The sequence below is a fragment of the Paenibacillus antri genome (genome assembly GCF_005765165.1).
Lineage (GTDB): Bacteria > Bacillota > Bacilli > Paenibacillales > YIM-B00363 > Paenibacillus_AE > Paenibacillus_AE antri.
Genome location: NZ_VCIW01000001.1, coordinates 621606 through 642909, shown reverse-complemented (window position 1 = coordinate 642909; position 21304 = coordinate 621606). Strand labels below are relative to the sequence as shown.

Here is a 21304-nt window from a genome sequence, read left to right as displayed (position 1 = left end):
AGGGATGAGAATAGGGAGGAATTATTCATGGCAAAGTACACGTGGGTAGATAAAGAAACCTGCATCGCGTGCGGCGCTTGCGGTGCGACTGCCCCGGACATTTACGATTACGACGACGAAGGTTTGGCCGAAGTGATCTACGACGGCGACAACAACCGCGGCGTTACGGAAATTCCGGAAGACCTGTACGACGATCTTCAAGACGCATCCGACGGTTGCCCGACGGACTCGATCAAGATCCAAGACAGCCCGTTCGACAACTGATTTTCGAGGCTCCATATCGATGATAAACCTTCCTCCGTTCAAGCGGGGGAAGGTTTTTTGCGTGCAAAGATTATATTGCGGACTTGTCTTTAACACCGTAAAATGAAGGATGGGCGTTCCATATTCAACGCCGATAGGGTAGGAGGACGAAACTGTGAGAAGAGCGAAGCAATGGGCAATAACGTTATTGGTTTTCACCCTTGTGTTCGGCATGTTCGGCGGTACGGCCCTCGGCGCGTCTACGCGATTCGCCTTGGTGACCGACGTGACCGGAACCGTGAAGGTGACGAAGGCCGGCGGGACGAAGGAGATTCGAGTATTCGACGGTATGGGCCTGAACGAAGGCGATAAACTGAAGGTCGAGAAGGGCGGCAGCGTGACGCTGAAGGTCGCCGACCGAGACGACGAAGTGGTGTTAGGGGAAAATTGGAGCGGCGCGCTGTCCAAGTTGAAGGACAAGGCGGGCGGCAGCGATACGGCCGTGAAGACATGGGCCGGTTCGATGTATAACAAGGTAGAGAAGATTACGGGCTCCAGCAGTACATATAAGGTAGAAACGCCGACGGCGGTCATGGGCGTGCGGGGCACGCACTTTATGGTTTCGATCGATCCGATTACGGGCCTTCCGACGATGTTCGTCAGCGCCGGCCGCGTCGAAGCGGGCAATCCCGGACAACGGGATTCCACGCTGGTGCTCCCTGCGCAGCAGGTCACCGTGTATCCGGATGCGCCGCCGAAAGCCGGCGTGTCGTACGTGGATCCGTCGGACATCGTCAAGCAGGCGGACAAGAGCGTCATCGAGGCGCTGCTGAAAAATAAAGCATTGATCGATCAGGAGAACGACGAGATCATCGGCGGCTTCTCGGGCGGCGGGGACGCGAATCCCAATGGCACGCTGAGCTTGCAAGAGCAGGAAGCTCTCGATAAATATAAGTCCAACGTCGAGAATGCTTTGTTCAACATTCTGAAGACGGCCGTGGATTCGGGAACGCTTGACGAGACGGAGGCGCAAGACATCGCCGCGGCCGCCAACCGGGACATCTCGATTCAGGATCGGCAATACGACTTGAACCGGGACGTGCCGCCGATCGACCGGACGGCGGGCGTCGATCCCGCGGCGGAGCGGCAGCGCCAGCGGCAGCGGCAGCAAGCGGAAGAGAAGAAGCAGCAGCAGGTGCAGCAGAAGGAAGAGAAGAAGACGGAAGTCACGAACAATAACGCATCGCTGATTCAACAAATTCAACAAGCGGCGCAGCAGCTGCAGCAAGCGAACCAACAAGCGCAAGAGCAGAAGAAGCAGGAAGCCGCGGACCGTCTTCTGGAGCAGTTGTCCCAGCAGCAGCGCGATGCGCTTCAGCAGCGCTTGGAACAGAAGGAGCAAGAGAAGCAGCAGCAAGAGACCGGGAAAGCCCCGACGACGCCGACGCAGCCTACGCAGTCGGGCTCGTCGTCGGACGACCGGACCGCGACGACGACGACGGTCGAGCTGAGCAAGAGCGAGCTGGTCGTAGGAGAGGCCATTACGATTACCGCCAACGTGAAAAATAACAGCAACGGTTCGGCGGTTCCGGACGGCGCTACGGTGACGTTCCGCAAGGGCTCGACGTCGATCGGGACGGCGACGACGTCCGGCGGCAAGGCCGTGCTGACCTTGACGGCGGCGCAAAGCTTGACGGCGTTCCCGATGGGCACGTACGCAGTGAACGCCATCTATCCGGGAACGAGCTCGCTTGAGAGGAGCACGTCCTTCTCGCAGACGCTGAAGGTGAAGAGCGCGACGACGGTGACTGTCGATGCGCCGACTTCGTCCGAGATCGGCGCGACGTTCACGCTCGGCGTTACCGTCGCCGCGACTTCGCCGGGCACCGGAACGCCGGTAGGAACGGTCGAGTTGTACGATAGTTCCTTGAAGATCGGCGAGAATACGCTTGTCTCGGGAGCGACTTCGTTCACATTGACGCCGAACGCGACGGCGCCGACGACGAAGACGTATAGAGCGGTCTATAAACCTAGTGAATCGGCGCTATACGTCGGGAACGAAAAGACGTTTACGCACAACATCGTCTCGCCGACGCCGGCTTCTCCGGAGTTGACGCTGGCGAAGACGGATACGACGAACGGCTTCGATATCGCCGTGAAGCTCGACAACTTCACGGGGACGAAGAAGCTGTACGGCATGCAGCTTCATTTCGTCAGCGGAAGAACCGTAAGCCCGGCGCTTTCGACGAACGCAACGTATCATGCGACGAAATTCCCTGCCGCCCAGACGGCCGAAGTGCTCCGTTACGTCGACGGCGTGGACGGTACCGGGAAGGAACTGCGCGAGCAAATTTATTCCTTAACGTTGTTCGGCACCGGAGCCGCCGTCGAGTTCGACAACGAAGAGACGATGGCGACGCTCAGGTTTACGAAACCGTCCGGCATCGGCGATCCGGAGATGTTCCAATTCGTCTATGCGCAATTCGTGTTCGAAGACGGGACGTCTTACGTGCCTGCAGAAACGTTTTCTTTCTCTTACTAAGGACTCATAAGGAGATCATATGAAAATCATTCGAACCTTAAGTCTTAGCAGCCTGGCGGCGGCGCTTCTCTTCGGAGGGGCGGCCGGCGCGAGCGCGGCGATCTATTCGCCGGAAGGCCGGCCCTTGATCGAGTCGTTCGACGTCGCGGGAAGCGGGGAATTCGACGAGCTGAACGGGGCGGCCGCGGAAGCGTCGTTCCGGCATCCGGGCGCGGTGTTGGCGCTAAGAGACGGATCTTTGCTCGTCGCCGATACCGGCAACCACCGCATCCGCCAGATTAAAGGCGGGAGCGTGTCCGGCTACGCCGGCGTGGAGGTTACGGTCTTGTTCGACGACGCGGGCTTGCCGGCGGGCGCGCTGCAAGACGGCGCTCGCGATCTGAGCTTCTTCTCGAGTCCGGCGGGGCTGGCGGCCGACGCGAGCGGCAACGTCTACGTGGCGGACAAGGGCAATCACGCGATACGGAAGATCGCCGCGAACGGCGCAGTGTCGACCGTCGCGGGCCAAGGCGTGCTCGGCTATAAGGACGGCGCGGGAGCGGAAGCGGCGTTCGATTCGCCGTCGGACGTCGCGGTCGCGAGAGACGGCGCCGTCTATGTAGCGGATACGCTGAATCATGCGATCCGCAAGATCGACGCGTCAGGCAACGTGACGACGCTGAACGCGCTGTCCAAGCGGGCGATCGAGGCGTTCGAAGGCGTCGTCGAGGATGCGGGCGACTTCAAGGACGGACCGATCGCGGAGGCGTTGTTCAACGAACCGACGGGTCTGGCGCTGGACGCCCAAGGGAATCTGTATGTGAGCGACACCGGCAATCAGCGCATTCGGTATATCGACTTCGCCGCGGGTACGGTGACGACGGTCGCCGGCGGCGGCCGGTATGCGAAGGACGCGTTGTACGTTGAAGGCTTCTACGTCGACGGAGCGGCCGCCGACGCCAGATTCTACAGCCCGAAGGGGCTGGCGGTGGACGCGGAAGGCGGTCTGTACATCGCGGACAGCTTAAACCACAGCATCCGATATTTGAAGGACGGCAAGGTCGTTACGGTCGTCGGCAACGTCGACGGAGATTACGGCGTCGCGAACGGCATCGATCAGAGAGCGATGGTCGATTATCCGTCCGACGTCGCGATCGGCGCGGACGGCAGCTTGTACGTTTCGGACACGTACAATAACAAGATTCGTAAAATCGAGTTTTACGAGCTTCCGAACGGCTGGGCGGCGAACGGCGATATCCGCGTGTTGTACAACAACGAAACGGTCGCGTTCGATGCGAAGCCGGAGCTTCGTTCGAACCGGACGATGGTGCCGGTGCGGGCGATCGCGGAAGCGATGGGCTATGAAGTCGCGTTCGAAGGCAACGATATCGTCTTGTCCGGCGCGAACGGCACGATTCGACTTACGATCGGCGCCCTCGAAGTGCGGCAGACGGCGGACGGCGTGACGACGACGACGGAGATCGACGCGGCGCCGTACGTCGCGGACGGCCGCACGTACGTGCCGGTTCGATTTTTCGCCGAGCAGGTCGGCGTCGACGTCGATTGGCACGGCGCGTCGACGACGGTCATCTTGAGAGAGTAGCAAGCGAGAGGGTCGCCCCTAGCGGATGGGGCGGCCTCTTTTTGTTGTTCGGCGGGAGGCGGCGTCGAGGCGGCAAGCGCCACAGCGGCCGCCAGAGACATGAACAGTCTTACTTGCTGCATTGTGGTGCAGATTTTGCACCATACCGATGCAGAATTTGCACTATGACGCAACAATGCTCGAACCACCGCCGCTCGCCAGTCACATGAACGTCCTAAAATGCTGCATTGTGGTGCAGATTTTGCACCATACCGATGCAGAATTAGCACTATGACGCAACAATGCTCGATCCCCCGCCGCCCGCCAGTCACATGAACGGCCTAAAATGCTGCATTGTGGTGCAGATTTTGCACCATACCGATGCAGAATTAGCACTATGACGCAACAATGCTCGATCCCCCGCCGCCCGCCAGACACTTGAACGACCAAAATACTGCAATGTGGTGCAGATTTTGCACCATACCGATGCAGAATTAGCACTATGACGCAACAATGCTCGAACCACCGCTGCCCGCTAGGTACATGAACGACCTAAAATGCTGCAATGGGGTGCAGATTTTGCACCATACCGATGCAGAATTAGCACTATGACGCAACAATGCTCGATCCCCCGCCGCCCGTCAGGCACATGAACGGCCTAAAATGCTGCATTGTGGTGCAGATTTTGCACCATGCCGATGCAGAATTAGCACTATGACGTAACAATGCTCGATCCCCCGCCGCCTGCCGTAGGCCAAGGTGGGGAGGAATGACGCAGGATGAAGTCATGTCTCACTTTTTGAGGTTAAAAGGGGTGCAAATGTAGGCCGGGGAGCGAGGCGGGGGACGCAGATGCAGACGACGTGCAGGGAGGGGGGAGGGGCGCCATGCGACGGCCGAAGTCGCCGCTCCCTCGAACGCAAAAAAAAGTCCGCCGAACGAAACCCGTTCGACGGACCGTGTCCCGCCTGGCGGCGGCTCTATATAGCCGAAATTAATTGTTCACGAAAATGATAAGCGCGATCAAGAGTACGAGCAGTACGCCGAGCGAGATGCCGGCAATCTTAAGCGCCTTGGGATTGCCTTCTTCCTTCTTCGGTTTCCGCAGCGGCTGGAGCGTCTTGCGCTTGGCCATAGCCTCTTCTCTCCTTCGGATGGGTGGTAGGTTGTACTGTACTCTCATTGTAAACGGTTTCGACTACCTTTTCAACGAGGGGAACGCGCCGCTTTCTTTTTCTTGGAAAAACTTTTACACTAAGAAGATAGGGAAAAGAGTCGGAGAAAGCGGGTAGAAGCCATATGTTATATTCCATCGCCAAATCGGTGCTGTTTCGTCTCGATCCGGAGCGGGCGCATCATCTGACTATCGGCGGACTGACGGCGGCGACGCGCGTGCCGGGCGCCTTGGGGGCGTTGCACGCGATGTACGGCGTGCCGAAATTCGCCGAGCTAGCGACCGAAGTATGCGGTCTGAAGTTTCCGAATCCGATCGGCTTGTCCGCCGGACTCGACAAGAACGGCACCGCGGCGGAAGCGTTCGCGGCCATGGGCTTCGGCTTCGTGGAAGTCGGAACGGTGACGCCCGTCGGACAGCCCGGCAACGAACAGCCGCGGTTGTTCCGTCTGAAGGAGCACGAAGCGCTCATCAATCGGATGGGCTTCAATAACGTCGGCGCGGAGGCGATGGCGGCGAGTCTCGCTCGCGCCCGGATGCCGGTGCCGCTGTTCGTCAATATCGGCAAGAACAAGACGACGCCGAACGAGATGGCGGCGGACGATTACGTCAGCAATCTGAAGACGTTGTACGAGCATGGCGACGCGTTCGTGGTGAACGTCAGCTCGCCGAATACGCCCGGCCTGCGCAGCTTGCAGCAGGGCGACGAGATGCGCGCGCTGCTGCAGGCGGTGGCGGCGGCCCGCGATACGCTGTCGACGGCGCGGCCCGGCGCGGCGAAGAAGCCGGTGCTCGTCAAGATCGCGCCGGACCTGACGGACGAGCAGCTCGCCGATACGGTGGCGGCGGTCGTCGCGTCTGGGGTCGACGGCTTGGTGGCGACGAATACGACGTTGGCCCGCGAACCGGTCGCATCGCATCCGCATGGGAACGAAGCGGGAGGCCTCAGCGGCAAGCCCCTCCGTCAGCGCTCCACGGAAGTCATCCGGGACGTCTATCGCGAGACGCAAGGAGGACTCCCGATCATCGGGTCGGGCGGCATTTTTACCCCCGAGGACGCATATGAAAAGATACGGGCCGGCGCCTCGTTGGTGCAAGTGTACACGGCGCTCATTTACGAAGGCCCGGGCTTGGTTCGCCGGTTGGCCGAAGGCGTGCGGACGCTGGCGCTGGCGGACGGGTTTCGAAGCGTCTCCGAAGCGGTAGGCCGATAACGAGGGGCGAACGTACGCCCGGACGGCGACAGGAGGTGGCGACGGATGGACGGAAGAGACTGGGGTAAATTTCTGATCCCCTACGATCAAGCCGTGGAAGAGTTGAAAGTAAAGTTCAAGACGATGCGCGTCGAGATGAAGAAGCGCGAGGAATATTCGCCGATCGAATTCGTGACGGGACGCGTGAAGCGGGTCTCCAGCATCTTGGAGAAGGCGAAGCGGCTGAACGTGCCGATGGATAAGCTGGAGACGGGCATCGAGGATATCGCGGGCATCCGCATCATGTGCCAGTTCGTCGCCGACATCGATCAGTTGGCGGAGTTGATTCGGGCTCGCAAGGATATGCGGGTGCTCTACGAGAAGGATTACATCAAGAACAATAAACCGAGCGGATACCGCAGCTACCATATCATCGTCGAATACCCGGTGCAGACGGCGCTCGGCATGAAGGCGATCTTGGCGGAGCTGCAAATCCGCACGCTCGCGATGAATTTCTGGGCGACGATCGAGCATTCGCTCAGCTACAAGTTCCGGGGCAACCTGCCCGAGCACATTCGAGACCGGCTGCAGAGCGCCGCCGAAGCGGCGTTCAAGCTGGACGAAGAGATGTCGCAAATCCGCGAGGAAATCGTCGAAGCGCAGAAGCTGTTCGAGGATCAATCGTCGCGCGTCAGCCAGGTGCTGAACGACATCCAGCAGCTGTACTTCTATAACCGGGCGAAGGAAGCGCAGCAATTCCAAAACCGCTTCAGCGAGCTGTGGGGCGTCGAGGACGATCCTTGGCGGCTGCGGGAGCTGTCGGAGCAAGTCCAGGCCGCGTTGCTGCTGGCGAAGAAGGAGAATCGATCGTGACGACGGCGGGGACCGGAGCGGGAGGCGGCGCATCCCCGGCCTACGACCCGTTATACGTCGCCTTCGTCGCGTACTTCAACCGGGAGCGGGACTACTTCGAGTGCCACGAGGTCATGGAGCAGCTGTGGCTCGAGGAGGCGCGGGACCCGCTGTACCAAGGACTGCTCCAGGTCGCGGTCGGCTTATACCATCACCGCAACGGCAACATCGACGGCGGCGTCAAGCTGCTGTCGGCGGCGATTCGCAAGCTGGAAGGCAACGAAGCGATCGTGCTCGGCATTCGTCTCGATCGGCTCCTCGCGGACGCGAAATCGCACTTGGAGAGGCTGCTGCGGCATGAGGAGACGCCGTTCCCTTTTCGAGACTTGGATATCGACATCGTCGATCCCGCGCTCGTCGCGGCGGTCGAAGCGTTCGTACCGGGCGAGGAAGAGGAGCACGCATAACTTATGGGTATGGAAAAAGCCCCCGTCGCCGCTTTCCAGCAGCGCAACGGGGGCTCTCTTCTTACGTGGAGGCGGCGGTTTCGCCGTACGTCGAATCGATAAACTGGCGGATTTCGTCGATCGACTTGCCTTCGTCCGCCATCTTCATGGCGTCGCGAACTTCCATCAGGCAGATGCCGCAGGAGCCGCCGTGGTCGGTCCAATGCACGCCGTCGTCGTCGACGCCGGCGATGAAGCAGCGGAACAACGAGTCGTGCGGGTCGTTATATTCCATGCATCCGCAATAGCAGTTCAGTTCCTTCAGGACGTCCATGTGGTCGTACACCTGCGAGTAGAAGTCCCTTGTCGTATCGGTATAATCGTCGAGGAACGCCGGAAGGACGTCCGGCGACGCCGTGACCTCGATATTGTCCGGGAGACCGTGGGCGGCATGTCCGCCGCTATGATCCGCGTGCTCCTCGCCCGCCGTCGACGCGCAGCCGGACAAGACGACGAACAGGAGCAGCGCGAGCGCCGTCAGCGGGAGCGCTCGCCGCGGCAGCCGGAAGACCGGGAGCAGCCGCGTCATCATGACTGAGCCGCACCTTTATTCCGAGCGAAGAAGTCTGCGAACTTCGCTTCGTTGTTTTCGGCGCCGAAGCCGCCTTCGATGCGTTCCTTCTCCACGCCGTTCTCGTAATAGATCAACGTCGGCGTATAGACGATGTTGTACTTGCCGAAGCCGTCGTTGTATACGTCGAGGTTGAACTGCGGGACGTTCACCCCGGCATCCTCGATGATCGGGTTGAGCAGCGGCGTCGTCTGCATGCAATACGGGCACGTGGAGGAGAAATAATAAAGGAAGAACGATTCCTTATCGGCGATTTTCCGATCCAGCTCGTCCGGCAGGATGATGTTCTGGTAATTCGGATCGTCCAGCAGATCGACCGTCTGCGGCGACAGCTGCGACGTCGGGATGCCGTACACGTTGTCGCTGCTCGCCTTGTTCGCTTGCTGATTGACGACGACGAGCGCGACGATCAAGACGGCGAACACCGTAAAGTACAAAATCAGCTTGCGGGATACGTTCTTCTGTTTCGGTCCGCCCCCTCGGGAAGCGGATGCTTTCTTGCTCATTAAGGTCACCTCTTCAAATTTGAGAGTTATTTAGAAACCATTATACTATATTCGCGGACGGACCACTATCGACCGTTCGGTGACAAAAGAAGGGAACGGGAAGCTATGGGCACGAAGCTGCGGCTGGATAAAATGTTAAGCCATCTGGGATACGGGTCGAGAAGCGAAATCCGGAAATACGCGAAGGAAGGCCGCATCGCGGTCAACGGACGGAAGGCGAAGGACAGCGGGGAGACCGTGGATCCGGCGAAGGACGAAGTCGTCTTCGACGGCGCCGTCGTCCGATATCGGGAGTTCATCTACCTGATGCTGCACAAGCCGGCGGGCGTCGTCTCCGCGACGGAGGACAATCGCGACCGCACGGTGGTCGACCTGCTGTCTCCCGAACAGGCGGCGTTCGAGCCGTTCCCGGTCGGCCGCCTCGACAAAGATACGGAAGGGCTGCTGCTCCTGACGAACGACGGCCAACTGGCGCATCGGCTGCTGTCGCCGAAGAAGCACGTGCCGAAGACGTATTACGCGGACGTGGCGGGCGTCGTCAAGTCCGAGGACGGCGAGGCGTTCGCCCGCGGGGTGACGCTCGACGACGGCTACGTCACGCTTCCGGCGAAGCTGGTCGTACTGGAGAGCGGGCCGACGTCGCGGATCGAGCTGACGATCACCGAAGGGAAATTCCATCAGGTGAAGCGGATGTTCGAAGCGGTGGGCAAGAAGGTCGTCTACCTTAAGCGATTGTCGATGGGAAGTCTGTCGCTCGATCCGGAGCTGCCGCTCGGGGCGGTCCGGGAGCTGACGGACGAGGAATTGGAAAATCTCCGTATGGGGTCGCCGCAAACAGGACAATCTACACAATGATTGCATAAGCAGTCGCTGCCAATACCTGTATCCCGGAGGGAATGCGCCATGACCACGATCATGCTGAGGCCCGATCTGAAGACGTCGGGAGGAGAGATCCACGACATATTATTGAACGGACGGTACGCCGGCAATATGACCCTCGTCTACCGCGAGCGCGATCGCATCGGCGGGGCCGTGCAGCTCGACCGAGCGTCCATGACCGAATCGGACAAGCGCGAGGTGGTGCAGTTCGTCCGGAATTACATCCAGGACCTCATTCTCGCGGTGCGCGCCGTCGATTGCGACGTCGTCGTTACGAACAGCGCCTACGATCATATCATCGCGACGAGCCGCGACGAGGCGGGGCGCTGGAAAGAGATGGACGACGCCGAGGATTACGACCTGCTGGCGGACGCCGAGGAAGACGAGGACGCGTACGAAGACGTCGCAGGGTTCGACGCCGACGAATACGAGCCGCTAGGCGACGAGGACGCGGACAATCTCGATCATATCGAGATGCGGACGCCGGCCGGCCGGAAGGCCGCGTATTACGAGCTCGTCGTCGTGAACGAAACCCGCAATAAAATAGAGTACCACGTGTACGATCAAGAGATGGAATGGTTGGCCGAGGCGGTGTTCAGCACGCACGGAACGGACTGCTTCGGAGAAATCCGGTTTATGTTCCTTCCGGGCGAGGACGAGATCGAAGCGGTCACCGACCTCATCGTGTCGGATTTCGACGAGGACGAGATCGATACGTTCGATATCCGGGTGCTGCACGCCGGCGAGGAGCTGGAGCGCATCGAGCTGACGCACGAGGATTTGGCCGACGACGACGCGTACGAAGAAGATGCCGCCATGAGGGACGACGAGAGCGACTATACCGTGACGCTCGCGAGAGACGACGGCGACATGCTGACGTACGAAATTTATAATCAGCGCCACGGCGGACTGCCGATCGGCACCGCCACGGTCGACATCGCGAATCGGCAGCTGTCCGGCTTCATCGACTTCCGCGATCCGGTAGAGGAAGAGGAACGCGAGATCGTCGCGACGCTGCTCATGCGCGAGTTGGACAAGGAGAAGGAGTACAAATCCCTTAACTTGTCCGTGATGCACGAGAACGTGAAGATCGACGAGCTCCTGTTCGAAACCGATCCGGTCCATTAACGATAACGAACCGCCGAACGAACCGCGGAACGCGCCGCCAAAGCGATGCGTTCCGCGGTTCGTCTTTTTTTTCGTGGCGGGTTCAGGTATAGTCCAATTAGGAACGAGAATAGCTTATATAACGAAAGGGAGATTCGACTTATGAAGAAGCTGTACGTCGTATTTTTGCCGATGCTGGACGCGGAGAAGAGCGCGGAGCATCGACAGGCGCATCTCGATTACTTGGAGCGGAAGTATAACGAAGGCGTATTGACGGCATACGGCCGGTTCGTGGACGGCTGGGGCGGCATGCTCGTGTACGAGGCGGAGTCCGAGGAAGAGGTCAAGGCGTGGGCGGTTAACGATCCGTATATCGTGCACAACGCCCGCACGTATGAAATCCACGAGTGGGCCGTCGCCAAGGCGAATTTGCAGCGGTAACCTACATAAGCGGGGGGAGTCCGGTTGAACGAACAGAACGAAGGCTGGGTATACGTCTGCTCGGATTCCGTCGGCGAGACGGCGGAGGCGGTCGCCCGCGCGACGTTCCGCCAATTCCAACGGGAGCAGGCGAAGATCAAGCGGGTCGGCAACGTCCGGACGGAGGGCGAAATCGTCGCCTTGCTGGCGGAGGCGGCGGCGTCGCGCGGGTTCGTCGCGTACACGCTCGTGCAGCCGGAGCTGCGGGAGGCGATGCGGACCGAATCGCTGCGGCTCGGCGTGCGGACGGTGGACATTATGGGGCCGATGATTCAGGCGTACGTCGATACGTTCAACGACGCGCCGAAGCGGGTGCCGGGCCTGCTGCACGTGCTCGACGACGAATATTTCAGACGCGTCGAAGCGATCGAGTTCGCCGTCCGGTGCGACGACGGCCGGGAGCCGGAGTCGATGCGCGCGGCGGACATCGTCATTCTCGGCGTCTCCCGCACGTCCAAGACGCCGCTCAGCATCTACCTTGCGCATAAGGGCTACAAGGTGGCGAATTTGCCGCTCGTGCCCGAGGCGCGGCTGCCCGACGAGCTGCGCCGGGTGCCGCCGGGCCGGTTGATCGGGCTGACGATGGAGGCCGAAGCGATCGCGAAGATCCGGCAGGAGCGTCTGAAGGTCGTCGGGCTGCCGTTCGGCGCGCTGTACGCCGATCCCGCCCGGGTCGCGGCGGAGCTGCGTTACGCGAACGACGTCATGCGAAACTACGGCTGTCATATTATCGACGTCTCGAATCGGGCGATCGAGGAAACCGCCGGACTGATCATGGACTATATCAACCGTTAATCCCTATTCATTCACAAGGATCGCCGACCGGCGGTCTTTTTTTTATCTTCGCGTCCTGCTATGATAAGGTCTCGAGACGCTATGTAAGCGGAATCATCGAGAGGCAGGGGTTCCCATGAACGCAAGAGTGCCGATCGTCGTACAGCTGATCGTCGGATTTTCCGCGATCTTGCTCATCGTTTTGTCGGTGACGGGCTACTACTCCTACCGGAATTCGGCGGAGGTCGTGCTCGGGAAGACGGCGATCTACTTGAACGAATCGGTCAACCAATTAAGCGGCAAGGTCGACGTCAATCTGCAGGAATACGATAAGGCGACGCAGCTGATCGCGTTCAGTCCGACGCTGCAAAACTACCTGCTCCGCGCCAACAACGGCTTGCCCGGGGAAATCAGCGAGCTGGAGCTCACGCAGTTCATGAGCCAGCAAATCCGGTATATCGCGGTCGACTCCGTGCTTCACGTGACGAATCTGACCGGCGACTTCTATACCTCTAATACAATCATCTCCATGCTCCAACAGACGGAAGCGCAGATGGCCGACGCGCTGCCGTGGTTCGACCGTCTCGCGCCGAACAAAGGGCGTATGATCTGGGTCGCCTCTACCGCTTGGCGGTACGGGGAATTCCCCGTCTTCGTCGGCGCGCGCCAAATCAACGATTGGGAACGGCTCGAGAAGCTCGGCAACTTATTCATCGTGCTGCCCGTCGATTCCTTGGAGCGGCTCGTCGGGGAGATCAACCTCGGCACGTCGGGAAAGATCGTCATCGTCGACGCGTTCGGGACGATCGTCTATTCCTCGGACGAGACGGAAATCGGCGTCAAGATGGAACCGTCGCTCCTCGGTCAGCTGCAGGACCACCCGAAGAGCATGTTCGAGTGGGAGTCGGACGGCGAGAGCGTCTACGTGTCGCATGCGCATTCCGAGTACAGCGGGTGGCGCGTGGCGGCGTTCATCGGCGCGGACGAAGCGGTCGCCGACCTGCGCAGCATTCAACGCAGCATTACGGTCATCGGGGCCGCGGGGCTGCTTGCGGCGTTCCTGTTCACCTCGATCTTCGCCTGGACGCTCGCGCGGCCGATCGCGATTCTCGCGAAGCGGCTGACGCGCCTGGAGAAAGGGTTCGTCCGTCCCTTCGGCCGCGTCAGCGGCAATCGGGAAACCGCGATGCTGTACGACAGCTATAACCAGATGATCGGGCGGCTCGATCAGACGATCAAGGACTTGTCCGAGAAGCAGATCAGCGAGAAGCAAGCCCAGATCGTCGCGTTGAAGGCGCAGTTCCGGCCCCATTTTCTATATAACTCGTTAAATACGATATACTGGACGCTCATGAACGAAGGGCAGTTCAAGATCGCCGACATGGTGCTGCAGCTGAGCGACCTGCTCCGGTACAGTATCCAGCCGGGGTCCGATCTCGTCTCCGTCGAGGACGACGTCGCCCAGCTGAACCGATTCATCATGATCTCGCGCGCGAGATACGGCGACAAGCTGCAGACGGAGGTGGACGTCGATCCGTCCATTCTGAAGGAACGCGTGATGAAGATGCTGCTTCAGCCGCTCGTCGAAAACGCGATCACGCACGGTCTCGAACAGGTCAAGGGACGTCCGTGGATGATCCGGATCCGGGGCTTCCGGGAAGGGACGCAGCTGCGCTTCACGGTCGAGGACAACGGCATCGGCATGTCGCCGGAGACGATCGAAGAGGTCATGTCCCAGAATGCTCGGCTGGAAGCGAACGAGCTGATGCACAGCGGCATCGGCCTGTCCAACCTGCGGCATCGGATCGGCCTCACGTACGGCACGGACTACGGGCTGAAGCTTAGCGCGGGCGAGCTGGGCGGCCTGCGCGTCGACATCGTCGTCCCGGCTTTAAGCGAGCTGCCGAGAGAAGGAGGAGCGGAAGATGCGAACGATTCGCCGTCGTAGCTTGCATGGGATCGGCGCGCTGCTGACGTGCGCGGCTCTGGCGGGCTGCGTGTCGCTGCAGCCGCGCATTAACGTCTCCGAGCTGCCCGAGAACCGGCAGTCGGAGGAGACCCTCGAACTGAACATGTGGCTGTACGGCTCCACCGGCCTCGAGTCGTTGGTCGAGCAGTACGAGGAACAACACCCGAACGTGAACATCAATCTGATCCATTCCACGTACGAGGATGTGCATAATAATCTCCAGACGGCGTTCGCCAGCGGGTACGGAGCGCCCGACGTCAGCTTGATCGAGGTCAGCTTCATGGAGCGGTTCAAGAAATTCCCGGATTACTTCGAAAATCTCGGGCCGCTCGGCGCCTTCGATATCGCGGGCGAATATTTGAGCTGGAAGTGGAAGCAGGCGACGAACGCCGACGGCTCGTTCGTGTACGGCCTGCCGACCGACATCGGCCCCGTCGCCGTCGTCTACAATCCGAAGCTGTACGAGGCGGCGGGCCTCCCGACGGAGCGGGAGCGGTTGGCCGAGGCGATGTCCACGTGGGAGGACTTCCTCGAAGTCGGCAAGCGCATTAAGGAGAAGACCGGAAAGCCGATGATCGATCAGATTCGGACGTTATACCGCATGGTGTTGTTCCAAGCGGACGTCCAATACTTCGATCCGGACACCGGCGAGCTCATCATCGAGACGAACCCCGCCGTGAAGGAGGCCTGGAACGTCGCCGTGCGCGCTTCCGAGCTCGGGCTGTCCGCGTACGAGACGACGTGGTCGCCGGAGTGGGCGCGCGGGATCGCCGGAGGAGAGTTCGCGACGATCCTGTCCCCGTCGTGGATGCTCAACGACATCAAGACGAACGCGCCCGGCGCGGAGGGCGCCTGGGATATTACGTACTTGCCCGAAGGCAGCGGGAATTGGGGCGGCTCGTACCTGACGATTCCGAAGATGAGCCTGCACAAGGAGGAAGCGTTCGCGTTCATCCGCTGGCTGACGGACCCGCGGCAGCAGCTGACGCTATACAAGACGCTGAACAACTTCCCGTCCACGCCGGGCATCTACGAAGATCCGGCGATCCGAAACAAGACGGACCCGTTCTTCAAGGACGCGCCGGTCGGTCGCATCTTCTCGGACATCGCGAAGGAGGTGCGCCCGATGTACGAAGGCTCCAAGCAGCACGTCGTGACGCAAATCATGGAGGCGGCGCTGGACGCGGTGGAGGAGCAGAGATCGACGCCGGACGAAGCGTGGAACGAGGCGATGTCGCTGATCCAGAAGCAGCTGAGGCTGGAGCCATGGGAGAAGGGAGTAAGGATGACGAAATGAAAATCATGCTCGTCGACGACGAACCGCTCGTCCGCACCTCGATGGCGCGAATGATCGCGCACCTGGAGCCGAGCCACTCGATCTTCGAAGCCGAGGACGGCGAGGACGCGATTCACATGCTCGAAGCGGAGGCGTACGATCTCGTCGTCACCGACATTCGCATGCCGGCGGTGAACGGTCTGGAGCTGTCCCATACGATACAGGAGCGCTGGCCGGAGACGATCGTCGTCATGCTGACCGGATACGCCGACTTCCAATACGCGCAGGAAGCGATACGCTATAACGTCAAGGAGTATTTGCTCAAGCCCGTCTCGATCGATCATCTGCGGCGCGTCATCGCGCAAGTGGAGGAGGAGCTCGGGCGGCGGAACGCGTCCAAGGTCGTCGACAAGCTCCGTTCGAGAAGCCTGCTCGAGAAGCGGGTGCAAGACTTGTTCTACGAGCTGCCGCTGCCGTATTACGACGAATCGTTATTCCCTCCGTTCGATCGCTTCGCGTTGTTGTCGTTCTCCGTCTCGGCGGAAGGCGACCGGGAGCGGACGGCGCGGTTCTCGCTGAAGAACGTGATCGAGGACGTCTTCGCGCCGTTCGGCGCTCCCGTCGTCGTCGTCTCGGATCAAGCGGTGACGGCCGTGCTGTTCGTGTCCGGCAAGGACGGGGAGCCCTTGATCGAGGACGCGGCGCTCGAAGCGCTGGCGGACACGGTGCCGGACGTCGCGAAGCGCGTCGTCAAGCTCGACGTCGTCGGCTCGTTCGGCGGCGTCTCCGCGCAGCTGCAAGACATTAAGGCGCTGTATCTTGCGAGCTTAAAGACGTTAGGCGCGCCGCAGGAGCCCGAATTCGAGCCCGAACCCGAGCCGTCGCCTCCGCCCGAGGAGCAGGTGCATCGGATCGTACGGAGCGCGCTCGAGCTCATCCAGGACCGTTACGCCGAGGATCTGACGTTGACCTCGATCGCGGAGTCGCTCTACGTGAGCCCGAATTATTTAAGCAGCTTGTTTAAGTCCCAGACGGGCTCGACGTTCACGCATCATCTGACGAAGGCGCGCATGACGAAGGCGAAGCAGCTGCTCCGCGAGACGAATTTGAAAATTTACGCGATCTGCGAGCAGGTCGGGTACGCGGATCAAGCCCACTTCAGCCGCATGTTCAAGACGCTCGAGGGCATGAGCCCCTACGATTATCGTACGAAAGCGAACATCTGAAAATCCGACAAGAAAAAGAAGAATGGCCCCATGGGTTTCTCGACTCCTTTCCCGTATCTTTAAGTCAAGGCCAACGCAACCGCTTACAAGCGGACCTGGCGAAACGGTCTAACCATATGACACAGGGGGATTTGAGAATGAAACGTTGGGCTATTCTTCTTTTGTCTTTGACCACGGTCGTTACGATGGCCGCGTGCTCGTCCGGCTCGGGCGGCGGCGGTACGAATACGTCGGGTTCCTCCGGCGGCACGGATACGGCATCCTCGGGCGGCGGCTCCGGCGGCGAACCGATCGAGCTGAACGTATGGTTGTTCACCGGTACGGGCATGGAGCCGTACATGGAAGAGTACGCGAAGGCGCACAACATTAAGCTGAATATCCAGCAGCAAGAGTACGCCGACCACCATAACGGTCTCGTGACGGCGCTTGCGGCGGGCAGCGGCGCGCCGGACATCGCGCTCGTCGAGATCGGCTACATCGACCAGTTCAAGGCCGACGAGAGCAAGTTCCACAACCTCGCGGACTTCGGCGCGAACGATATCATGGGCGACTACCTCGAGTGGAAAAAGGTGCAGGCTTCCAGCCAAGACGGCAGCTTCATCTACGGCATCCCGACGGACGTCGGCCCGATGGTCGCGATGTACCGCACGGACTTGTTCGAGCAAGCGGGTCTCCCGACGAACCGCGACGAAGTGTCGAAGCTGTTCTCGACGTGGGAAGATTTCGTAGAAGTCGGAAGAACGATCAAAGCGAAAACCGGCAAGCCGATGGTCGACGCGGCGAACTCCGTATTCGACGTCGTCGTCGGTCAAGCGACGGAGCACTACTTCGACGACCAAGGCAAGCTAATCGTCGACAGCAACCCGGCCGTGAAGCGCGCGTACTCGCTCGCGACGAGCTTGGCGCAAGAAGGCATGACGGCGAAGATCGCGCAATGGTCTCCGGAGTGGGGCGCAGGCATGAACAACGGCGACTTCGCGGTACAGATGGCGCCGGCTTGGATGATGGGCTTCATGAAGTCGAACGCGCCGGATTCCGCGGGCAAATGGGACGCGGCGGCGATGCCGGAAGGCAGCGGCAACTGGGGCGGTTCGTTCCTCACGATTCCGAAGGAAAGCAAGCATCCGCAAGAAGCGTTCGATCTCATCAAGACGATTCTGTCGCCGGAAGGCCAGCTCGCGATGTTCAAGAGCAACGGCAACTTCCCTTCGACGCCTAGCATCTACGACGACCCGGCGATTCTGGACTTCACGGACGACTTCTTCAGCGGCGCGCCGGTAGGCAAGATTTTCTCCGACGCCGCGAAGAAAGTAACGCCGGTCTACTACGGACCGAAATATATCATCGTCGACACGCCGCTCACGAACGCGATCGGCGAAGTCGAGAAGAACGGCACGAATCCGGACGAAGCTTGGAAGACGGCCATGGAGCAAATCGAGCGCGACTTGAGACAATAATCGCGGTCTAGCGCACCGGTTTCCGGTCTTGAGCCGACCGACCTCAGGGGAGGTCGGTTCGAGTCCATTCCGACGACGAATCTGACAAGGAGGCATTGACGATGTCCTTGAAAACCGACGCCACCCTGGCCTCATCGACCGTAGAGCGGCGGAAACCGTGGAGAACGCAGAGCTTCAAAGACCATCTGTCCGGGTATTTGTACATCTCGCCGTTTTTCCTCATCTTCGGTGTATTCACGGTATTTCCGGTGCTGTGGTCCGGGTATATCTCCTTCTTCTCTTGGAACATCCTCGGCGACAAAGAGTTTATCGGGCTTCAAAACTACGTATGGTTGATTACGGACGACCCTCGCTTCTGGAAGTCCGTCGGCAACACCTTCAGCATCTGGATCCTGTCGACCGTGCCGCAATTGTTCTTCGCGCTCGTCATCGCGAACATCTTGAACTCGAACGTCTTGAAGTTCAAGCAGTTTTTCCGAGTGGGCTTATTCGTTCCGAACGTCACCTCGCTCGTCGCGGTCGCGATCGTCTTCACGAGCATCTTCGGGTACAACTACGGGCTGTTGAACTACGCCTTGAATTCGTTGTTCGGCCTGGAAAATACCGACTGGGGCGCATCGTACTACGGCGCGCAGCTCGTCTTGTCGATCATGGTCATGTGGCGTTGGACTGGATATAACGCAATCATTTATTTGGCGGCGCTGCAGTCGATTCCCGGCGACTTGTACGAAGCCGCGACGATCGACGGCGCGTCGAAGACGCAGCAATTTTTCCACATTACGATTCCGATGATTCGCCCGATGATCTTGTTCACCGTCGTCATGTCGACGATCGGGGGCATGCAGCTATTCGTCGAACCGCTCTTGTATCAAGGGGCGCAGGGCGGCTCGCAGGGACAAGTGCTGACGATGGTGCTGTACCTGTACGACACCGCCTTCACGAAAAATTCGTTCGGCTACGCCTCCGCGATCGCATGGCTCATGTTCCTCATCATCATCGCGTTCTCGTTCTTCAACATGTATCTGACGCGCAAGATTCAGTCGGCCAACTAAGGAGGGGAGAGGCTCATGAAAGCTATTGGACGCATCGCGTTATACGTGTCGATCACCATCTTTTTCCTGTTGTCGATCTTCCCCTTCTATTGGATGTTCGTCATCGGATCGCGCACGACCGCCGACACGAACCGGTTTCCGCCGGCGCTCGCGCCGGGCGGCTTGTATATCGAGAACATTACGAAGGTGTTCAACGAAATCCCGTTTTTCCTGGCGCTCTGGAACACGATCATGGTCGCGTCGCTCGTGACGGCGTCCACGCTGTTCTTCGGTTCGCTCGCCGCGTTCGCCTTTTCCAAGCTGAAGTTTAGAGGGAGTTCCTGGTTGTTCGGGTTCATCGTCGCGACGCTGATGATTCCCGGGCAGCTCGGGCTCGTGCCGACGTACATCATCATGTCGAACCTCGGCTGGATCAACGATCTGAAGGCGGTCATCGTTCCCGGTCTCGTCGGCGCGTTCGGCATCTTCTGGCTGAAGCAGTATATCGATTCGACGGTGCATAACGAATTGATCGAATCGGCACGCATGGACGGCTGCACGAACTTCCAGACGTATTCGCGCATCGCGCTGCCGACGATCCGGCCGGCGCTCGCGTCCCTCGGCATCTTGACGTTCATGGGCGTGTGGAACGACTTCCTCTGGCCGTCGGTCGTGCTGAAGGATGCGGAGATCCAGACGATTCAGATCGCGCTGCGCAACCTGAACCGCGTGTATTATCGCGACAATGCGATGATTATGGCGGGGACGTTCCTCGCGACGCTGCCGCTGCTCGCCGCGGCGATCGCCTTCAGCAAGCAGTTCATCGCAGGTCTGACGCAGGGCGCCGTCAAGGGCTAACCGCTTCGCCCGCGATTCGCGTGCCGACGGGATTCGTTCCGGCGGCGCGTTTTCGCGTTCTGTGGGAATGAGTTATAGTAAGGGTAGAAAAGGAGCGTGAAGTCCCGATGAACTATCGGCAACTCGGAAACACGGACATGCATGTGAGCGAGATGAGCTTCGGCACATGGGCGATCGGCGGCTCTTGGGGCAGCGTGAGCGACGAGGAGTCGCTTCGCGCGCTGGAGGCGGCGATGGAAGCCGGCGTCAACTTCTTCGATACGGCGGACGTGTACGGCGACGGCCACAGCGAGCGGCTGCTGGCGCAGGCGACGAAGGGCAAGGAAGACCGCGTTCTGATCGCGACGAAGTTTTGCCGATCTGGCGATATCCACGATGCGGACACGTATTCGGAGGCGTCCGTCCGCGCGTTCTGCGAAGCGAGCCTGAAGCGGCTGGAGCGGGAGCGCATCGACTTGTATCAGGTGCATTGCCCGCCGATCGACGTGCTTCGCGACGGTTCCGTGTTCGAGGCGCTGGATCGATTGAAGGCGGAAGGCAAGGTACGGGAGTACGGCGTCAGCGTGGAGAGCGTGGAAGAAGGCCTGCTCTGCTTGCAATATCCGGGCGTGAAGGCGCTGCAGGTCATCTATAACCTGTTCCGGCAGAAGCCTGAGGAGGAGCTGTTCCCGCAGGCGAAGGCGCAGGGCGTGGGCATCTTGGTTCGTCTGCCTCTGGCGAGCGGCTTGCTTACCGGCAAGTTTACCGAGAGCTCGACGTTCGCGGCGGACGACCATCGCAGCTTCAACCGGAACGGCGACAGCTTCAACGTCGGCGAGACGTTCGCGGGGCTTCCGTTCGAGAAGGGCGTGGCGCTCGCGCGCGAGCTCGCGTGGATCGGGGAAGGGCGCGGATCGATGGCCAGCGCGGCGCTGCGTTGGATTTTGGAAAACGGCGACATCAGCTGCGTCATCCCGGGCTTCAAAGATACGCGGCAGGTGCAGCAAAACTTGTCCGCGCTCGAAGCGCCGGGCTTTACGCCGCAGGAGCGGGAGCGGCTTCGCGCGTTCTACGAGGCTTCGGTGCGTCCGGCGATTCGCGGACCGTATTAAGCGAGAGG

General features: G+C 60.1%; 20 protein-coding genes. 17 read left to right on the top strand and 3 right to left on the bottom strand.

Annotated elements, in window-relative coordinates; translation table 11 throughout:
• Window positions 1–27 precede the first annotated feature (27 nt).
• The 3 genes from FE782_RS02500 (at window position 28) to FE782_RS02490 (ending at window position 4367) form a co-directional block, all read left to right on the top strand.
• Window positions 28–264 carry a ferredoxin gene (locus FE782_RS02500; RefSeq protein WP_138192153.1) on the top strand — a complete coding sequence of 79 codons (237 nt, stop codon included), beginning with the start codon at window positions 28–30 and terminating at the stop codon, window positions 262–264.
• Between the two features lie 154 nt (window positions 265–418).
• Window positions 419–2785: an Ig-like domain repeat protein gene (locus FE782_RS02495; RefSeq protein WP_138192151.1), complete on the top strand. Its 2367-nt coding sequence runs from the start codon at window positions 419–421 to the stop codon at window positions 2783–2785.
• 19 nt (window positions 2786–2804) lie between these two features.
• On the top strand, window positions 2805–4367 hold the full coding sequence (locus FE782_RS02490) for a stalk domain-containing protein (RefSeq protein WP_138192149.1): 1563 nt from the start codon (window positions 2805–2807) through the stop codon (window positions 4365–4367).
• 973 nt (window positions 4368–5340) lie between these two features.
• Here FE782_RS02490 and FE782_RS32190 read toward each other — a convergent pair.
• Entirely contained in the window at window positions 5341–5481 is a 141-nt protein-coding gene (locus FE782_RS32190; protein ID WP_158299224.1) for a hypothetical protein, read from the bottom strand.
• 164 nt (window positions 5482–5645) lie between these two features.
• Between FE782_RS32190 and FE782_RS02485 the strand changes: the two genes are divergently transcribed.
• From FE782_RS02485 to FE782_RS02475, 3 genes are read left to right on the top strand one after another with little or no spacing between them, the layout of a single operon-like run.
• Entirely contained in the window at window positions 5646–6734 is a 1089-nt protein-coding gene (locus FE782_RS02485) for a quinone-dependent dihydroorotate dehydrogenase (RefSeq protein ID WP_138192147.1), read from the top strand.
• A gap of 45 nt (window positions 6735–6779) precedes the next feature.
• Entirely contained in the window at window positions 6780–7586 is an 807-nt protein-coding gene (gene yjbM, locus FE782_RS02480; RefSeq protein WP_138192145.1) for a GTP diphosphokinase, read from the top strand.
• Complete coding sequence (locus FE782_RS02475; protein WP_138192143.1) at window positions 7583–8032, top strand: DUF309 domain-containing protein; 450 nt, start codon at window positions 7583–7585, stop codon at window positions 8030–8032. Before yjbM ends, FE782_RS02475 begins: the two co-directional genes overlap by 4 nt.
• A 61-nt stretch (window positions 8033–8093) precedes the next feature.
• Here the strand turns inward: FE782_RS02475 and FE782_RS02470 are convergent, their stop codons facing one another.
• Together FE782_RS02470 and FE782_RS02465 are read right to left on the bottom strand one after the other, a co-directional pair.
• A complete protein-coding gene (locus FE782_RS02470; protein ID WP_138192141.1) occupies window positions 8094–8603 on the bottom strand; it encodes a PCYCGC motif-containing (lipo)protein in 510 nt (169 codons plus the stop codon).
• A complete protein-coding gene (locus FE782_RS02465) occupies window positions 8600–9148 on the bottom strand; it encodes a thioredoxin family protein (protein ID WP_138192139.1) in 549 nt (182 codons plus the stop codon). Before FE782_RS02465 ends, FE782_RS02470 begins: the two co-directional genes overlap by 4 nt.
• Before the next feature lie 105 nt (window positions 9149–9253).
• Here FE782_RS02465 and FE782_RS02460 point away from each other — a divergent pair, with 105 nt between their 5' ends.
• The 11 genes from FE782_RS02460 to FE782_RS02410 all read left to right on the top strand — a co-directional run bounded on the left by FE782_RS02460 (window position 9254) and on the right by FE782_RS02410 (window position 21296).
• Window positions 9254–10003, top strand: coding sequence for a pseudouridine synthase (locus FE782_RS02460; RefSeq protein ID WP_138192137.1), 750 nt, complete (start codon window positions 9254–9256; stop codon window positions 10001–10003).
• Between the two features lie 48 nt (window positions 10004–10051).
• The gene (locus FE782_RS02455; protein WP_138192135.1) at window positions 10052–11155 is read left to right on the top strand and encodes a P-loop NTPase family protein; all 1104 of its coding nucleotides are present in this window, start codon (window positions 10052–10054) and stop codon (window positions 11153–11155) included.
• 141 nt (window positions 11156–11296) lie between these two features.
• Entirely contained in the window at window positions 11297–11575 is a 279-nt protein-coding gene (locus FE782_RS02450) for a YciI family protein (protein ID WP_138192133.1), read from the top strand.
• Window positions 11576–11599: 24 nt separating this feature from the next.
• Window positions 11600–12409 carry a pyruvate, water dikinase regulatory protein gene (locus FE782_RS02445; RefSeq protein WP_138192131.1) on the top strand — a complete coding sequence of 270 codons (810 nt, stop codon included), beginning with the start codon at window positions 11600–11602 and terminating at the stop codon, window positions 12407–12409.
• A 115-nt stretch (window positions 12410–12524) separates the two neighbouring features.
• Window positions 12525–14336 carry a cache domain-containing sensor histidine kinase gene (locus FE782_RS02440; RefSeq protein ID WP_138192129.1) on the top strand — a complete coding sequence of 604 codons (1812 nt, stop codon included), beginning with the start codon at window positions 12525–12527 and terminating at the stop codon, window positions 14334–14336.
• On the top strand, window positions 14314–15654 hold the full coding sequence (locus FE782_RS02435) for an ABC transporter substrate-binding protein (RefSeq protein ID WP_138192124.1): 1341 nt from the start codon (window positions 14314–14316) through the stop codon (window positions 15652–15654). Before FE782_RS02440 ends, FE782_RS02435 begins: the two co-directional genes overlap by 23 nt.
• On the top strand, window positions 15651–16859 hold the full coding sequence (locus FE782_RS02430; protein WP_158299223.1) for a response regulator transcription factor: 1209 nt from the start codon (window positions 15651–15653) through the stop codon (window positions 16857–16859). The genes FE782_RS02435 and FE782_RS02430 overlap by 4 nt, the downstream gene beginning before the upstream one ends.
• Before the next feature lie 137 nt (window positions 16860–16996).
• Window positions 16997–18316 (top strand): ABC transporter substrate-binding protein, encoded by a 1320-nt coding sequence (locus tag FE782_RS02425; RefSeq protein ID WP_158299222.1) that lies wholly within the window; start codon window positions 16997–16999, stop codon window positions 18314–18316.
• A gap of 101 nt (window positions 18317–18417) precedes the next feature.
• Window positions 18418–19368 (top strand): carbohydrate ABC transporter permease, encoded by a 951-nt coding sequence (locus tag FE782_RS02420; RefSeq protein ID WP_138192118.1) that lies wholly within the window; start codon window positions 18418–18420, stop codon window positions 19366–19368.
• Between the two features lie 15 nt (window positions 19369–19383).
• Window positions 19384–20205 carry a carbohydrate ABC transporter permease gene (locus FE782_RS02415; protein WP_138192116.1) on the top strand — a complete coding sequence of 274 codons (822 nt, stop codon included), beginning with the start codon at window positions 19384–19386 and terminating at the stop codon, window positions 20203–20205.
• Window positions 20206–20312: 107 nt separating this feature from the next.
• Window positions 20313–21296 (top strand): aldo/keto reductase, encoded by a 984-nt coding sequence (locus FE782_RS02410; protein ID WP_138192114.1) that lies wholly within the window; start codon window positions 20313–20315, stop codon window positions 21294–21296.
• The last annotated feature ends 8 nt before the right edge of the window (window positions 21297–21304 follow it).

Excerpts from the sequence above, each read along its gene's own strand:
- FE782_RS02500 (WP_138192153.1), top strand. The coding sequence starts at position 28 with ATGGCAAAGTACACGTGGGTAGATAAAGAAACCTGCATCGCGTGCGGC.
- FE782_RS02490 (WP_138192149.1), top strand. The coding sequence starts at position 2,805 with ATGAAAATCATTCGAACCTTAAGTCTTAGCAGCCTGGCGGCGGCGCTT.
- FE782_RS32190 (WP_158299224.1), bottom strand. The coding sequence starts at position 5,481 with ATGGCCAAGCGCAAGACGCTCCAGCCGCTGCGGAAACCGAAGAAGGAA.
- FE782_RS02485 (WP_138192147.1), top strand. The coding sequence starts at position 5,646 with ATGTTATATTCCATCGCCAAATCGGTGCTGTTTCGTCTCGATCCGGAG.
- yjbM (WP_138192145.1), top strand. The coding sequence starts at position 6,780 with ATGGACGGAAGAGACTGGGGTAAATTTCTGATCCCCTACGATCAAGCC.
- FE782_RS02470 (WP_138192141.1), bottom strand. The coding sequence starts at position 8,603 with ATGATGACGCGGCTGCTCCCGGTCTTCCGGCTGCCGCGGCGAGCGCTC.
- FE782_RS02465 (WP_138192139.1), bottom strand. The coding sequence starts at position 9,148 with ATGAGCAAGAAAGCATCCGCTTCCCGAGGGGGCGGACCGAAACAGAAG.
- FE782_RS02460 (WP_138192137.1), top strand. The coding sequence starts at position 9,254 with ATGGGCACGAAGCTGCGGCTGGATAAAATGTTAAGCCATCTGGGATAC.
- FE782_RS02455 (WP_138192135.1), top strand. The coding sequence starts at position 10,052 with ATGACCACGATCATGCTGAGGCCCGATCTGAAGACGTCGGGAGGAGAG.
- FE782_RS02450 (WP_138192133.1), top strand. The coding sequence starts at position 11,297 with ATGAAGAAGCTGTACGTCGTATTTTTGCCGATGCTGGACGCGGAGAAG.
- FE782_RS02440 (WP_138192129.1), top strand. The coding sequence starts at position 12,525 with ATGAACGCAAGAGTGCCGATCGTCGTACAGCTGATCGTCGGATTTTCC.
- FE782_RS02435 (WP_138192124.1), top strand. The coding sequence starts at position 14,314 with ATGCGAACGATTCGCCGTCGTAGCTTGCATGGGATCGGCGCGCTGCTG.
- FE782_RS02430 (WP_158299223.1), top strand. The coding sequence starts at position 15,651 with ATGAAAATCATGCTCGTCGACGACGAACCGCTCGTCCGCACCTCGATG.
- FE782_RS02425 (WP_158299222.1), top strand. The coding sequence starts at position 16,997 with ATGAAACGTTGGGCTATTCTTCTTTTGTCTTTGACCACGGTCGTTACG.
- FE782_RS02420 (WP_138192118.1), top strand. The coding sequence starts at position 18,418 with ATGTCCTTGAAAACCGACGCCACCCTGGCCTCATCGACCGTAGAGCGG.
- FE782_RS02415 (WP_138192116.1), top strand. The coding sequence starts at position 19,384 with ATGAAAGCTATTGGACGCATCGCGTTATACGTGTCGATCACCATCTTT.
- FE782_RS02410 (WP_138192114.1), top strand. The coding sequence starts at position 20,313 with ATGAACTATCGGCAACTCGGAAACACGGACATGCATGTGAGCGAGATG.